Source organism: Micromonospora violae, from assembly GCF_004217135.1.
In the GTDB taxonomy this organism is placed as follows: Bacteria; Actinomycetota; Actinomycetes; order Mycobacteriales; family Micromonosporaceae; genus Micromonospora; species Micromonospora violae.
The window spans coordinates 7045758-7060228 of the sequence record NZ_SHKK01000001.1 but is presented as its reverse complement, the minus strand read 5'-3'; the positions used below and the strand labels follow the sequence as shown (position 1 = coordinate 7060228).

Here is a 14471-nt window from a genome sequence, read left to right as displayed (position 1 = left end):
CAAGGCATACGGTTGCTTCAGGCAACTCTCAGGCGGCCCGCGCACACCAGCCCGCCGCCGTTCCACCTCGACTCCGCTCGGAGGCAACAAACGATGAGCCAGGCGACAGCGCCTCCCCAGGCGACCGCCGTGACCATGACCCACCGGCAGATCCTGGAAGCCCTCTCCGGTCTGCTGCTGGGCTTGTTCGTCGCGATCCTCTCCTCCACGGTCATCTCGAACGCGCTGCCGCGGATCATCACCGAACTGCACGGCGGCCAGTCCGCGTACACCTGGGTAGTGACCTCGGCCCTGCTCGCGACCACCGCGACCACCCCCATCTGGGGCAAGCTGGCCGACCTGACCAGCAAGAAGACCCTGGTCCAACTGGCCCTGGGGATCTACGTGCTGGGCTCGGTGCTGGCCGGCCTCGCCCAGGGCACCGGCGAGCTGATCGCCTGCCGGGTGCTCCAGGGCGTCGGCGCCGGCGGCCTCACCGCCCTGGCCCAGGTGATCATGGCCACGATGATCTCGCCCCGCGAGCGGGGCCGCTACAGCGGCTACCTCGGCGCCGTGATGGCCGTCGGCACCATCGGCGGCCCGCTGATCGGCGGCGTGATCGTGGACACCTCCTGGCTCGGCTGGCGCTGGTGCTTCTACGTCGGCGTGCCGTTCGCCATCATCGCGCTGATCGTGCTGCAGAAGACCCTGCACCTCCCGGTGGTCAAGCGGAAGGCGCAGATCGACTGGTGGGGCGCCACCCTGATCACCGCGGCCGTCTCGGTGCTGCTGATCTGGGTCTCGCTCGCCGGCGGCCAGTTCGCCTGGGCCTCCTGGCAGACCGCCGTCATGGTCGTCGGCGCCCTGGTCCTCGGCGCGCTGGCGATCCGGGTCGAGACCCGGGCCGCCGAGCCGATGATCCCGCCGCGGCTGTTCCGCAACCGCACCATCACCCTCGCCGTCGTCGCCAGCATCGCGGTCGGTGTGGGCATGTTCGGCGCGTCGATCTTCCTGGGCCAGTACTTCCAGATCAGCCGCGGCCAGAGCCCGACCATGTCCGGTCTGATGACCCTGCCGATGATCCTCGGCCTGCTGGTCGCCTCCACGGTGATCGGGCGGCTCATCACCAGAACCGGCCGGTGGAAGCGGTACCTGGTGACCGGCTCGGTGCTGCTCACCATCGGTTTCGCCCTGATGGGCACGCTCCGTGCGGACACCAACTTCACACTGCTCAGCGTCTACATGGCAATGATCGGCGTCGGCCTGGGCATGACCATGCAGAACCTGGTCCTCGCCGTGCAGAACACCGTCGGCCCGCACGAGCTCGGCGCCGCCAGCTCGGTGGTCGCGTTCTTCCGCAGCCTGGGCGGTGCGATCGGGGTCTCCGCCCTCGGCGCGGTGCTCGCCCACAAGGTCAAGGACTACACCGCCGACGGGCTGGCCCAGCTCGGCATCCCCGCCTCCAGCTCGGGCAGCGGCGGCGCCCTGCCCGACGTGCACACCCTGCCCGGCCCGCTGCGGGCCGTGGTGGAGGGCGCGTACGGCCACGGTGCTGGGGACATCTTCCTGGCCGCCACCCCGTTCGCGTTGATCGCGCTGATCGCCGTCCTCTTCATCAAGGAGGTCCCGCTGCGCCAGCACAACGGCAGCGCGGTTTCCACCGAGGTCGAGCGGGAATCGACAGTCGCTGCCGGCGCTGGCGCAGCCGTTATCCGTACCGGCGAGCAGAGGTGAGGTAGAACCATGGGCGTGGGAGCACCGGACCGCGAGGAGTACGGCCCCCGAACCCGGCCGCTGCCCTTCGAGCGCGGCACGGACGGGCCTCGGGTGATCATGGTTGGTGTCGACGGCACCCGCACCTCCGAGCGGGCCGGCTCCTACGCCGCGGGGCTGGCCCGGCGGCAGCGCGCCGCGCTGGTGGTGGTCTTCGTCAGCTCACCGAGCGGGCTGACCGCCCTGGTGCCCGGCATGGATGCCGGCGCGGTCCAGCGCACCCAGGACGAGTTGGCCGACGAGCTGCGCCGGGAGTGCCGGCGCGGGGCCGAGCAGTGGGGCATCCCGTTGACCCTGCTGGTGCGGCGCGGCGACGCGTACGGCGAGCTGTGCGCGGCGGCCGACGAGTTCCAGGCCGACATGCTGGTGGTCGGCGCCTCCGAGCAGGCCGGGCACCGGTTCGTTGGCTCGGTCGCCACCCGGCTGGTTCGCGCCGGCCGCTGGCCGGTCGTCGTGGTGCCCTGAAAAGTGGTCGCGACTGTCGCACCCGAGCCGCAGGATGGCCCGATGACGACATGGAGAGCACCGGAGATCGACCGCCGCCACGAGCCCCTGGTGGCTGATGAGCGCACCATGCTGGAGGGCTGGCTCGACTACCACCGCGACACCCTGCTGCACAAGTGCGCCGGCCTGACCGCCGAGCAGTTGCGCACGCCGAGCGTCGAGCCGTCCGGCCTGAGCCTCCTCGGGTTGGTCCTGCACATGACCGACGTCGAGCGCTCCTGGTTCCGCCAACGCTTCGCCGGCCAGGACCTGCCCGACCTCTACGACTACGACAACGACAACGACGCCGACTTCCACGCTGCGGCCGACGCCGACGCGGAGACGGCCTTCGCCGTCTTCCGCGCCGAAGTCGACGCAGCCCGGTCGGCGACCGAGGGACGCTCGCTGGACGAGACGTTCACGCTGACCCGCAGCGACGGGACCCGCACCTTCAGCCTGCGCTGGGTGTACGTCCACATGATCGAGGAGTACGCCCGGCACAACGGTCACGCCGACCTGATCCGGGAACGCATCGACGGCGTCACCGGCGACTGACCGGGCCACCCGTCAGTCCGGCCGTCCAGCCCGCAGCATGTGCTCGCCCAGCGGGGTCAGCGTGTGCACCACTGACGAACCGGCCCGGTGGGTGACGATCAGTCCGGCCCGGCGCAGGGTGCTGGTGTGCTCGCTGGCGGAGGCGATCGAGATGCCCACCGCTCGGGCCACCTGTGACGTGCTGAGGCCGTCGGCGACCACTCCCAGCACCGCGGCCCGGCTTCGGCCGAGCAGGTGGGCGAGGGGCTGGCCGGTGGCCAGTTCCCGCCGGGCCGGCCGGATCGGGTAGGTCAGCACCAGCGGGCCGGTCGGGTCGTCGAGCACGGCGGGCTGCGGCACGAAGTACGAGGGCACCAGGGTGACCCCCCTGCCGCCCGGCGACAGACCGACGTCGCCGCCGAAGGCGCACCGGTACGACAGCTCGTACGTGTCCCCGGTCGGCGTGAACTGCAGGTAGGGGCTGAGGCCACGGAGCACGCGGTCGAGCCCGGCGTCCACGATGGCTCGACCGCGTACCGCCCGGTCGGCGTGCACCGCCGCGACGATCGTCTCCCAGTACGCGCCCACCGCGACGGCGTGGAAAGCCTCCATCGCATCGAGCAGACGGCGTACCGCATCCGGTTTCCCGTCGGCGAGCGGACCGACCCGGGGCGGCAGCTCGCCGGCCTCGATCCGGGGTCGTAGCTCCGCGGTGAGGGTCGACGTCGGGGTGGCCGCGACCTCCGCCAGCGCAGGGCTCAGCTCCCCGCTGAAGCCGGGCGGGGTGAGGAAGTCCGGGAACCACCGTTCCTGGCGGCACAGGTCCAGGTAGGGCCACATGACCGGACGCACGGCGGCCCGGGTGCGGGCCCGCCAGGCGACCAGGTGCTCCGGAACGGTGGTCTGGAACACCCGTTGCCCGGCCGCTCCCAGCTCCAGCAACACCGACGGCTCGGAGCGCAACACGGTGCGGCTGAGGTCCGCCGCGCTCAGGTGCAGAGTCACCACGGCATCGACGCTAGCCACCTTTCGGGCAGGTGCGAAAGGGGCTGGAGACGGCCCGGCGGTGCGGTGACCCTCGGGATATGAAGAAGCTGATCGCATCAGCCACCGCCGGCCTGGCCGTGCTGACCGTCGCCGTACCCGCTCCGGCGCTCGCCGTCGGCCCGCGCCCCGACACGTACGTGGTCTCCCGGGCATCCGGGGTGCTGCCCGAGAGGATCGCGGTGAGCCGGGACGGCACCCTCTACGTCACCAGTCTCGGCACCGGTGCCGTCTACCGTGGTCACGTCCGCGACCGGGAGCTGCGACAGTTTCTGCCGCCGGGGGCGGACGGGCGCACCCGGGCGGCCGGGTTGCACCTCGACGGGCGGGGCCGGATCTTCGTCGCCGGCTGGGACACCGGCGCGCTCTTCGTGCACGCCCCGGACGGTGAGCTGCTGGCCCGCCGGACGGCGCCGGGCGGCGCCCTCAACGACCTGGCGCTGACCGCCGACGCGGTCTACGTCACCGACTCGGCCACGGGCACGCTGTGGCGGGCGGCGCTGGACGGCCCGGAGGTCGGGAACCTCGTACGGTGGCTCACCGCCGCTGACTTCCCGGTCGCGCCGGGCTTCCTCAACGGCATCGTCGTCACCGACGGCGGGCGGATCGCGCTCGTCGCCGACCAGGGCGACGGCCAGCCCGGCACCGAGCGGCTGTGGCGGGTCGACCTGGTCGGGCGGACGGCCACGGCCGTCGAGGTGATCGACGGCCAGCTGGGCGCGGACGGGCTGCTGTTGGAGGGCGACCGGCTCTACGGAGTGGTGAACTTCCCCAACCGCGCCGGCGGCTGGGACTTCGCGGTGAACCTGGCGATTGTGGACGCCGACCGACGAACCGCGCGGGTGGTACGGCAGTCCCGTCCGGCCGGTCTGGCGCAGTCGCCGACCACCCTCGTCCGGGACGCCGGCCGGCTGCTCTGGGTGAACAGCCAGCTCAACGCGCCAGCCCCGGCGCCACCCTTCACCGTCACCCAGGTCCCCGGCCTGCGCTGACCCGGCCCGACGCGTCGACGTCAGGTGACCGGGTCACCGCGATGTCGACGAACGAGCCGCTGTCGCCTCGCTCAGTAGGCCAGGGCGGCGCGCAGGTAACGGAGGTCGGCGTGACCGCCCCAGCGGTGCGCTGACAGCCCGGCGGCCCGGGCACCCCGAACGGCCCAGTCCTCGTCGTCGACGAAGAGGACCCGGGCCGGCGGGGTGGCCAGCGCCTGGCAGGCCGCCTGGAAGTACTCCGGGGCGGGCTTGTGCACACCGACGACTGACGAGTTGACCACCACGTCCAGCTCGTCGACCAGGCCGAGTGCGGCCAGGTCGGCGTCGAGCAGGTCGGTGGCGTTGGTGGCCAGCCCGACCCGGGCGCCGGCGGCCCGCACCTCGCGGACGAACGCCAGCACCTCCTGGTCGACCTCTCCCCGGTAGCTCTGCCACTGCTCCACCGCCGCGCGGGCGCGGTCCGGGCCGCCGGCCGGCTCGGCGAGCGCGTCCGCCACACTGCTCACCCACTCGGCGTGGCTGACCTGACCGGTGAGCACCGGCTGAAGCCGCCCCCACTGCATGGCGATCTCGCCGAGCACCCCCTCGGAGAGGCCGTACTCCCGCTCCACAACGGCGGCCACCGCCGGGTCCCACCGGCGCAGTACGCCGTCGAAGTCCAGCAGGAGCGCCGTCGCGCGTTCCCGAGCCACTACCCGTTCTCCTCGCCGCGGCCGTGCCGCTGGTCGTCCTCGTCGGCCCGGTTGAGCCGTTGGCTGATCACCTGGGTGACCCCGCTGCGCATGGTCACGCCGTAGAGCGCGTCAGCGATCTCCATCGTCCGCTTCTGGTGGGTGATGACGATCAGCTGACTCTTCTCGCGCAACTGTGCCAGCAACGTGATCAACCGGCCCAGGTTGACGTCGTCCAGGGCCGCTTCCACCTCGTCCATGATGTAGAACGGGCTGGGCCGGGCGCGGAAGATCGCCACCAGCATGGCGACCGCGGTCAGCGACCGCTCACCACCGGAGAGCAGCGACAACCGCTTGATCTTCTTGCCGGGCGGGCGGGCCTCCACCTCGACGCCGGTGGTGAGCAGGTCCTCCGGTTCGGTGAGGATCAGCCGTCCCTCGCCGCCGGGGAAGAGCACGGTGAACACCTGCTCGAATTCCCGGGCGGTGTCCTCGAAGGCGCTGGCGAAGACCTCCAGGATCCGCTCATCCACGTCCTTGACCACGGTGAGCAGGTCCCGACGGGTGGCCTTGAGGTCCTCCAACTGCTCGGAGAGGAACTTGTACCGCTCCTCCAGCGCGGCGAACTCCTCCAGCGCGAGCGGGTTGACCTTGCCGAGCAGAGCCAGTTCGCGTTCCGCCTTCGCGGCCCGCTTCTCCTGCACCGGCCGCTCGTAGCGCACCGGCTCGGGCACCGGCAGGCCGTCACGTTCGGCCGCCGCGACGTCGACCTGGGTCGGCGGAACGGGTTGCGTGGGACCGTATTCGGCGACCAGCGTCTCCACGTCCAGCCCGAAGTCCTCGGCGGCCTTCGCCTCCAACTGCTCGATGCGCAGTCGCTGTTCCGCCCGGGCCACCTCGTCGCGGTGCACCTGGCTGGTCAGCCGCTCCAACTCCGCGCCGAGCCGCTTGGCTGCCCCGCGTACCTCCTGAAGCTCCGCCTCCCGCGCGGCGCGCTCCCGGGCGACCGCGTCGCGGTGCTCCTCGGCCGTCGCGATCGACGTGGTCAGTCGGGTCAGCGCCTCCCGGGCACCACCGGCCACGGACCGGGCGATGCCCGCGCCCCGGGCGCGGGCCGCCCGCCGGGCCGCCGCGCGTTCCCGGGCGGCCCGCTCCGCGGTGGCCTGCCGGGCGAGCGAGTCGGCCCGGCCGGCGATCGAGGAGACCCGCTCCTCGGCGGTACGCACCGCGAGCCGGACCTCCATCTCGTTCTGCCGGGCCTGCGGCACCATGGCCGCCAGTTGATCCCGTTCCTCGGTGGAGGGTTCGGCATCGACCGGGGTCTCCTCGGCCAGCCGCAGTCGCTCCTCCAGCTCCGCGAGCGCGGTGAGGTCCCGTTGCCGGGCCGCCTCGGCGCGGGAGCGGGCGTCGCCGAGCCGGTCGGTCTCGGCCTTCGCGGACCGGGCCGCCGCGCCCAGCTCGGCCAGCCGGCGGGCGGCGGCGTTCCGGTGGCTCTCCGCCTCACGCTTCTCGGCGGCGGCGTGCTGCACGGCCTCCTTCGCGGCGGCCACCTCGGCGCGGGCCTCGACCAACTGGTCACGCAGCTCCAAGCCGGCGCGTTCGGCGGTGAGCCGGTTGGCGCGGGCCTCCTCGACGGCCGCCTGCACCTCGATGTAGCTGGGGGCCTTGGCCGACCCGCCCGCCGCCGCGTACGCCCCGACCACGTCACCGTCGGGGGTGACCGCCCGCAGCTCGGGGTTGCTGGAGACCAGCTCGGCGGCGGCGGCGAGATCGTCGACGAGCGCCACGTCCCGCAGCGCCCGGTGCACCGCCGGACGCAGCTCGGCGCTGCACTCCACCAGGTCGGGCGCCCACCGGGCGTCGTCCGGCAGCTTCGGGCGCAGCGCGTCCGCGGAGCCGGTCATGCCCGGCCCGGCCGGGCTGCCGACCAGCAGGCCGGCCCGGCCGGCGTCGGAGATCTTCAGCAGCCGCATCGCCTCGACGGCCTCGTCCACCCCGCTGACGGCGACCGCGTCGGCGAGGCCACCGAGCGCGGCGGCCAGCGCGGCCTCATGCCCCGGCGCGACGGTGAGCAGCCCGGCGAGGCTGCCGAGCAGGCCCGGCACGTCCCCGGCGCGGGCCAGCAGCGCCCCGGCGCCGTCCTTGCGCCGCAGGCCCAGGGCGAGCGCCTCCTCCCGGGCCTTCCAGGTGGCGGCGTCCTTCTCCGCGGCCCGCTCGGCGTCGGTCAGCGATCGGACGGTGGCCTGCGCCCGCTCCTGTACGGCGACCGCCTCGGCGTGCCGGGCGTCCAGGTCCGCGTTGTCCCGGTCGGCCTCGGTGGACTGGGCGGCGACCGCGTCCAGGTCGGCCTGCGCCTGCTCGGCGCGGCCCAGCGCGTCGGCGTGCGCGATCGCGAGACGTTCGATCTCCTCGCCGGCGCTGGTGGTCCGGGCCCGCGCGGAGTTGACCTGGCCGGTGAGCCGGGCCATCCCCTCCCGTCGGTCGGCGATGGCCTTGGCCGCGGCGACGAGTTCCCGCTCGGCGGCGGCCAGTTGCCGCTCCAGCTCCTGACGGTGCTCGACCGCCTCGGCCAGCCGGATCTGGTCGTCGGTGAGCGCGCCGCGCAGCTCCTCCTCCTGCTCGCGGACGCGTTCCGCCTCGGCCTCCAGCTGGTCCGGGTCGCGGCCGGGCCGCTCGTCGTCGCCGGTGGCGCTGAGGTGCCGCAGCCGCTCCCGGGCCAACTGCTCGATCGAGCGGAAGCGCTCCTGGAGGGCGGACAGCTTGTACCAGGTGTCCTGGGCTGCGGCGAGCAGCGGAGCGTCCTCCGCGAGGGCGGCCTCCAACTCGCCGAGCCGGCCCTGCACCTCGGCGTGCTCACCCTCGATCTGCTCGCGCCGCTCGCGCAGCGCGGTCTCGTCGGCGATCTCCCGATCGAGGGTGGTCCGCAGGGTGGCCAGGTCGTCGGCGAGCAGGCGCAACCGGGCGTCACGCAGGTTGGCCTGGATGGCGGCGGCACGCCGGGCCACCTCCGCCTGCCGGCCCAGCGGCTTGAGCTGACGGCGCAGCTCGGCGGTGAGGTCGGTGAGGCGGTTGAGGTTGGTCTGCATGGCGTCGAGCTTGCGCAGCGCCTTTTCCTTGCGCTTGCGGTGCTTGAGGACGCCGGCCGCCTCCTCGATGAACGCGCGGCGGTCCTCCGGCTTGGCGTGCAGCATGCCGTCGAGGCGGCCCTGCCCGACGATGATGTGCATCTCCCGGCCGATGCCGGAGTCGGAGAGCAGCTCCTGGATGTCGAGCAACCGGCAGGAGTTGCCGTTGATCTCGTACTCGCTCTCGCCGGAGCGGAACATCCGGCGGGTGATGGAGACCTCGGTGTACTCGATCGGCAGCGCGCCGTCGGTGTTGTCGATGGTGAGGGTGACCTCGGCGCGGCCCAGCGGCGCCCGGCCGGCGGTGCCGGCGAAGATGACGTCCTCCATCTTGCCGCCACGCAGGGCCTTGGCACCCTGTTCGCCGAGGACCCAGGCGATGGCGTCGACGACGTTGGACTTGCCCGAGCCGTTCGGACCCACCACACAGGTGATCCCGGGCTCCAGCTTCAACGTCGTGGCGGAGGCGAAGGACTTGAACCCCTTCACCGTCAGGCTCTTGAGATACACCTACTCGATCCTCGTCCGATGGCCGCCGTACCGTCGCCGGCTGCGGGGACCTGGGTGAACTCGCAGACTAACCCGGGGGTGCGAACGGGCGGGCACTCGACCCGCCCCACGTCGCGTCGACCGTGGGCGCGCTGTCGTTTCGTCGACCATCAGAAAGGCAAGCGCCTTTCATGATCGCTTATCCGTCTTCGCGCTTTTCGGGAACTGTGCGGCGCGCTTCCGGTACGACCCAGCGCAAGATCATTAATCGTCCACCGTCGAAAAGGTGCCCGGACAGTGTTACGCGCCGGCACAGAGGTGTCGGCGCGCATTTTTGCGGTGGTGCGATTCAGTTTTGACGACCCTGGAGATCAGGTCAGCGCCGGCTCGGCCAGACGGAGCAGATCGTCCGCCTCCGCCGCAGCCGCCGCGAGCCGATCATTGTCGGCACGCAGACGCGTGATCTCGAACTCCAGTGCCTGGACCCTGGCACGCAGTCGGGTGACCTCGTCGAGCAGACGCCGGTCGGGCGCTGCACCTACGTGGCCGTAGAGGGCCTTCGCCATGCTGACTCCTTGATATGCGCTGCCGGAAAGGCCGGCCAACGCGCGCCCATTTATACGCGGCTGTCATTCCAGGCTGTATCTGGGCATGACCGGGCGCGACTGGCGACACCTATATATTGAGCCGCAAACCCCTCCTTCGTCAAGTTCTCGCAGGCCGTAGATCATCTCCACGTCGACCTGTCCACTTGTCGGGGGGGCTGCCGCAAGGCACGGACACTCTCTGTCCGGACGCCTTTACTGTACGCCCGGATCCGCGGAAGTCCGCACCCTGGCGTCCGACTTCCCCTTAACTCTTTCTTAGCCACGTTGCCGCAGGTCGTAGGCGCGCCGTAGCGTCACCCCGGCCCGCAACCGACCCCTGGAGGCATAGGCGTGTACGGCTGGACCGATCCGATGGACCCCAACGGCGCCCCCCGGCGCGCCGGAGGGCCGACCGACGAGCCGGCCTGGCTGCACGACCGCCCGGAGCCCCGCTCGGCCTACCTGTTCGGCGACGAGCCCGGCCAGCCGGGCGACGAGTGGCACCGCGAGCAGCCCACCAGCGGCCGGCCGACCGAACCGGTCGACGCCCACACCGCCGCCTGGCCGGCCCACCAGCCGCACGACGAGACCGGCCGCTGGGGCGAGACCCGCCCGGCCGAGGACACCGGCGGCTGGGGCGACACCCGCGCGGTCCAGGACACCGACGACTGGCGGGCCGAGACGCCCGGCGGCTGGCACACCGACACCGGCCCGGGGACCGCCGACGGCTGGCGCGGCACCACCGAGACCGGACGGCCCGGCGAAGGGCGGCACCGCTCCCCACGCCGCTGGCGCCGACCGCTGATGATCGGTGGCGCCGCCGCGGCCGCCACCCTCGTGGTGAGCTTCGGCGTCGGCGCGCTCACCCTGCCCGGCGGGGACAACGGGGCGGCGCAGCCGACGGCCGTCGACGACACCTTCGCCGCGTCGGGCGTTCCCACCGACGAGCCGGCGCTGGACACCCTGGCCGCTCCCACCCCGTCCGCCACACCCAGCTCGGCGTCTCCGAGCCCGTCGCCGAGCAAGCTCGTCAAGCCCACGCCGGCGTCGTCGCGGAGCACCGCCGCGTCACGCCGCAGCGTCAACCGCAGCAGCGCGCCGAGCACCACCGGCAGCTCCAACGGTTCCGGCGGCTCCGTCAGCGCCCAGGCCCGGGAGGTGGTCGACCTGGTCAACGCCGAGCGGGCCAAGGCCGGCTGCAAGGCGCTGACCATCAACGACAAGCTGATGACGGCCGCCCAGCGGCACAGCCAGGACCAGGCCGATCACCAGAACATGTCGCACACCGGCAGCGACGGCAGCAACTCCGGCGTCCGGCTGGACCGGGTCGGCTACGCCTGGCGCACGTACGGCGAGAACGTGGCCTGGAACCAGAAGACCCCGGCCGCGGTGATGGACGCCTGGATGAACAGCTCCGGCCACCGGGCCAACATCCTGAACTGCGCGTTCACCGAGATCGGCGTCGGCATCGCCAGCAGCAACGGGCCCTACTGGACGCAGGTCTTCGCAGCACCCCGCTGACCGCGCGTCGTTCCCGCCCCCGCGCTCGTTTGACCCGGTGAGGTACGTCGGCCGGAGCGTGGGGGCCGGGTACCGGTGAGGGCGGCGACCGGCCGTCCGGGACCCGGGAGCTGCCGATGCGGATCCGGCCGCGACGACCCGTCGCCGTACGCCCACTGCGCCGCGCCCTCACGGCCAGCGTCGCTGTCGTGCTGGTGGTGCCGGCGTACGGGTGCCGGCCCACGCTGACCCCGCCCGGCGCACCCACCGCGTGGCCGGCGGCGCAAGCCCGGCACTGGCAGTGGCAGTGGCAGCTCACCGGCCCGCTCGACCCGGCCGTGGACGCCGACGTCTTCCTGCTCGACCCGGTGGCCACCACCGCCGCGCAGACCGCCGAGCTGCGCTCCCGCGACCGCCGGCTGATCTGCCAGGTGAGCGTGGGGTCGGTCCGCTCCACCGACCCGGACGCCAGCCGGTTTCCGGAGGCCGTCCGGGGCTCGGCCGGGCACCGACCCGACAGCCGGTGGCTGGACGTCCGGAGTTGGGACGCGCTCCGGCCGGTGCTGGCCGACCGGTTCCGGCTCTGCCGGGGCAAGGGCTTCGGCGCGGTGGCGCTCGTCGACGCCGACGGGTACGCGGCGCGCACCGGCTTTCCGCTCGACTTCGACGACCAGTTGCTGTTCAACCGGCGGCTGGCCGAACTGGCCCGCTCGCTGAGCCTCTCCCCCGGGCTGGTCAACGACGTGCCGCAGGTCGCCGCGCTGGCCCCGGACTTCGACTTCGCGGTCAACGAGGAGTGCGTCCGGTTGGCCCAGTGCGCCAAGCTGCTGCCGTTCAGCGACGCCGGCAAGCCGGTCTTCCACGTCGAGTACACCGGCTCGACCGACGACTTCTGTGTCACCACCGTCGGCTACGGCTTCGCCTCGATCCGGAAGGACCGCACGTTGGACGCGTCCCGGGAGGCCTGCCCGCTGCCCTGATCCGGTGGTGGCCGGGCTACTGCCCCGAGCCGGCGTGGCCGGGCCGCGGTCGCGGCCCGGCCACCGGCCGTTATTCAGGGCACCGGCACCAGCGCCGGTGCGGGGGTCGGCGGATCGGTGGGGGCGGGTGCCGGGCGGGCGCGCAGGAAGCGCGGAGCCCACCAGTTGGCGTCGCCGAGCATGGTCATCAACGCCGGCAGCACCACACCCCGGATGATCGTGGCATCCAGCAGAATCGCGGCCGCCAGGCCGATGCCGAGCTGCTTCATGTCGATCGTGCTCAGCGTGGCGAAGATCGAGAAGACGCCGACCATCACGATGGCGGCGCTGGTCACCACCCCGGCCGACGACGTGATCCCGTACGACACGGCGTCGCGGTTGGCCAGGCCGGACCGGACGCCCTCACGGATCCGACTGACCACGAAGACGTGGTAGTCCATCGAGAGGCCGAACAGCACCACGAAGAGGAACAGCGGCAACCAGGACACGATCGCGCCCATCGACGTGAAGCCGAGCAGCCCCTGCGCCCACTCGCCCTGGAAAATCAGCACCAACAGGCCGTACGCGGCACCGGCGGAGAGCAGGTTCAGCGCGATCGAGCTGGCCGCGATCACCACCGACCGGAACGTGAACGTCATGACCAGGAAGGTCAGCACCAGCACGAAGCCCATGACCAGCGGCAACTTGTCCCGGACGTGCTGTGCGTAGTCCTCGCTGTCGGCCACGCCCCCGCCCACCGCGTACTCGACACCGGGGATGCCCCGCAGCTGCGCCGGGACCAGGTCCCCACGCAGCTTCTCCAACGACCGCACCGACCGGTCGTCCCGACTGGCGTACGGGGTGGGCACGTCCAGCACCGAGACCCGGCGGTCGGCCGACACCTCGATCTTCGGGCCGTCCGCCTCGGCCGGGGCGAACAGCGGATCGCCGGCCGCCCGGGCGGACAGGTCGGTGAGCGCGGCACGTACCCGGTCGGCCTGGTCGGCGGGCGCCCGGACGGCCACCACATGATTGGTACCGGCGCTCGGGAAGGCCGCGGTGAGCCGGTCGTACGCCTGCATGGCCGGAGTCGTGCGGGGCAGATCCTCCATGCCGGGGAACTTCAGCTTCATGCCGAGCGCCGGCGCGGCCAGCGCGAGCAGCAGCCCGACCGAGATGACCAGCGTCGCCACCGGCGCGCGCAACGCGGGCCGGAGCACCGCGGGCCACAGCCGGGGAGCGCGGGGCGCACCATGCCGGTCGGTACGCGGCGCGGTCAGTCGCCAGAGCAACGGCACCCGAGGCCGGTCCACCCAGCGACCGAGCCGGGCCAGCAACGCGGGCAGTACGGTCAGCGAACCGGTCACCGCGACGGCCACCACGAGGATCGAGCCGATGGCGAGGGACGAGAAGACCACGTCGCCGGCGAGCAGCAACCCGGCCATCGAGATGATCACCGCGAAGCCGGAGACCACCACGGCGTGCCCGGACGTCTCCGCGGCGATCTCCACCGCGTCCAGACCGGACCGGCCCTTGGCGCGCTCCTCCCGCTCCCGACGGATGTAGAACAGTGAGTAGTCGACCCCGACCGCCATGCCGATCAGCAGGATCACCGGCGCCGTGGTGTCGGTGGCCGGCACCAGGTGGGAGGCCAGGGTGGACAGACCCATCGCGGCGGCGACCGAGGAGAGGGCCAGCAGCACCGGCACGCTCGCCGCGATCAACGCGCCGAACGCGATGATCAGGATCGCCAGGGTGACCGGCAGACTGAGCAGCTCGGCGCGCTTGAAATCCTTGCCCAGGGTGTCGTCGAGGGCCTGACCGATCGACGGCCCGCCGACCTGCTCGACCCGCAGCTCAGGGTGCGCGGCCTGCACACCGGCGGTGGCGTCCCGCAACGGCTGCACCCGCTCCGAGGCCGTCTCCGGGTCACCCGACATGGTGATCGGCAGCAACAGCGCCGAGCCGTCCCGCGCGGTGATCGGCTCGCCCACCCCGGCCACCCCGGCGACCGTACGCAACCGGGCCGCCGCGTCGTCGGCCGCCGCCTTCGCCGCCGCCTGGTCCAAGGTGCCGGACGGGGAGGTGATGAGGACGTTGTCCACGGCCGGGTTCTCGAAGTCACCGGCGTCCACGATCAGGCTGGCCCGCCCCGCCTCGCCGATCGCCTGGTCGCCGCCCGTGGCCTCGTTGAGCCCGGCGGCGTTGCCGCCGACGAAACACACCGCCACGAACACGGCCCACAGTGCGATCGCCCGCCACGGGTGCTCGGCGCTCCACCGCGCCAGCCGCACCGTCACCGGTCTTCTCCCCATCTCGGGTCCCCCTGTCACGT

General features: G+C 72.6%; 11 protein-coding genes. 6 read left to right on the top strand and 5 right to left on the bottom strand.

What is annotated here, in order from left to right; all coding sequences use genetic code 11:
• The first annotated feature begins 93 nt into the window (after positions 1-93).
• The 3 genes from EV382_RS32135 to EV382_RS32125 are packed head-to-tail and all read left to right on the top strand — an operon-like array spanning position 94 to position 2790.
• The gene (locus tag EV382_RS32135) at positions 94-1713 is read left to right on the top strand and encodes an MDR family MFS transporter (RefSeq protein WP_130408128.1); all 1620 of its coding nucleotides are present in this window, start codon (positions 94-96) and stop codon (positions 1711-1713) included.
• 9 nt (positions 1714-1722) lie between these two features.
• A complete protein-coding gene (locus EV382_RS32130) occupies positions 1723-2217 on the top strand; it encodes a universal stress protein (RefSeq protein ID WP_165435893.1) in 495 nt (164 codons plus the stop codon).
• Between the two features lie 42 nt (positions 2218-2259).
• Positions 2260-2790, top strand: a complete 531-nt coding sequence (locus tag EV382_RS32125) for a DinB family protein (RefSeq protein ID WP_130408124.1) — start codon at positions 2260-2262, stop codon at positions 2788-2790.
• Between the two features lie 12 nt (positions 2791-2802).
• On the opposite strand, the gene EV382_RS32120 is transcribed toward EV382_RS32125, so the two are convergent.
• The gene (locus EV382_RS32120; protein WP_130408122.1) at positions 2803-3777 is read right to left on the bottom strand and encodes a helix-turn-helix domain-containing protein; all 975 of its coding nucleotides are present in this window, start codon (positions 3775-3777) and stop codon (positions 2803-2805) included.
• A gap of 77 nt (positions 3778-3854) precedes the next feature.
• On the opposite strand from EV382_RS32120, the gene EV382_RS32115 reads away from it, so the two are divergent.
• On the top strand, positions 3855-4805 hold the full coding sequence (locus EV382_RS32115; protein ID WP_130408120.1) for an SMP-30/gluconolactonase/LRE family protein: 951 nt from the start codon (positions 3855-3857) through the stop codon (positions 4803-4805).
• 71 nt (positions 4806-4876) lie between these two features.
• Here EV382_RS32115 and EV382_RS32110 read toward each other — a convergent pair whose 3' ends face one another.
• The 3 genes from EV382_RS32110 to EV382_RS32100 form a co-directional block, all read right to left on the bottom strand.
• Positions 4877-5497 carry an HAD family hydrolase gene (locus EV382_RS32110; RefSeq protein ID WP_130408118.1) on the bottom strand — a complete coding sequence of 207 codons (621 nt, stop codon included), beginning with the start codon at positions 5495-5497 and terminating at the stop codon, positions 4877-4879.
• Positions 5497-9111: a chromosome segregation protein SMC gene (gene smc, locus EV382_RS32105; protein WP_130408116.1), complete on the bottom strand. Its 3615-nt coding sequence runs from the start codon at positions 9109-9111 to the stop codon at positions 5497-5499. The genes EV382_RS32110 and smc overlap by 1 nt, the downstream gene beginning before the upstream one ends.
• Positions 9112-9461: 350 nt before the next feature.
• Complete coding sequence (locus tag EV382_RS32100) at positions 9462-9656, bottom strand: hypothetical protein (protein WP_007456482.1); 195 nt, start codon at positions 9654-9656, stop codon at positions 9462-9464.
• A gap of 372 nt (positions 9657-10028) precedes the next feature.
• Between EV382_RS32100 and EV382_RS32095 the strand changes: the two genes are divergently transcribed.
• Both EV382_RS32095 and EV382_RS32090 read left to right on the top strand, forming a co-directional pair.
• Positions 10029-11198, top strand: a complete 1170-nt coding sequence (locus EV382_RS32095; RefSeq protein WP_130408114.1) for a CAP domain-containing protein — start codon at positions 10029-10031, stop codon at positions 11196-11198.
• Positions 11199-11314: 116 nt separating this feature from the next.
• On the top strand, positions 11315-12157 hold the full coding sequence (locus EV382_RS32090; protein WP_130408112.1) for an endo alpha-1,4 polygalactosaminidase: 843 nt from the start codon (positions 11315-11317) through the stop codon (positions 12155-12157).
• A 74-nt stretch (positions 12158-12231) separates the two neighbouring features.
• On the opposite strand, the gene EV382_RS32085 is transcribed toward EV382_RS32090, so the two are convergent.
• The gene (locus EV382_RS32085) at positions 12232-14451 is read right to left on the bottom strand and encodes an MMPL family transporter (protein WP_130408110.1); all 2220 of its coding nucleotides are present in this window, start codon (positions 14449-14451) and stop codon (positions 12232-12234) included.
• Positions 14452-14471: the final 20 nt, after the last annotated feature.

What these genes read in the sequence shown, in the direction of transcription:
- EV382_RS32125 (WP_130408124.1), top strand. Translation starts at nt 2,260, where the DNA reads ATGACGACATGGAGAGCACCGGAGATCGACCGCCGCCACGAGCCCCTG.
- EV382_RS32115 (WP_130408120.1), top strand. Translation starts at nt 3,855, where the DNA reads ATGAAGAAGCTGATCGCATCAGCCACCGCCGGCCTGGCCGTGCTGACC.
- EV382_RS32100 (WP_007456482.1), bottom strand. Translation starts at nt 9,656, where the DNA reads ATGGCGAAGGCCCTCTACGGCCACGTAGGTGCAGCGCCCGACCGGCGT.
- EV382_RS32130 (WP_165435893.1), top strand. Translation starts at nt 1,723, where the DNA reads ATGGGCGTGGGAGCACCGGACCGCGAGGAGTACGGCCCCCGAACCCGG.
- EV382_RS32090 (WP_130408112.1), top strand. Translation starts at nt 11,315, where the DNA reads ATGCGGATCCGGCCGCGACGACCCGTCGCCGTACGCCCACTGCGCCGC.
- EV382_RS32135 (WP_130408128.1), top strand. Translation starts at nt 94, where the DNA reads ATGAGCCAGGCGACAGCGCCTCCCCAGGCGACCGCCGTGACCATGACC.
- EV382_RS32085 (WP_130408110.1), bottom strand. Translation starts at nt 14,451, where the DNA reads ATGGGGAGAAGACCGGTGACGGTGCGGCTGGCGCGGTGGAGCGCCGAG.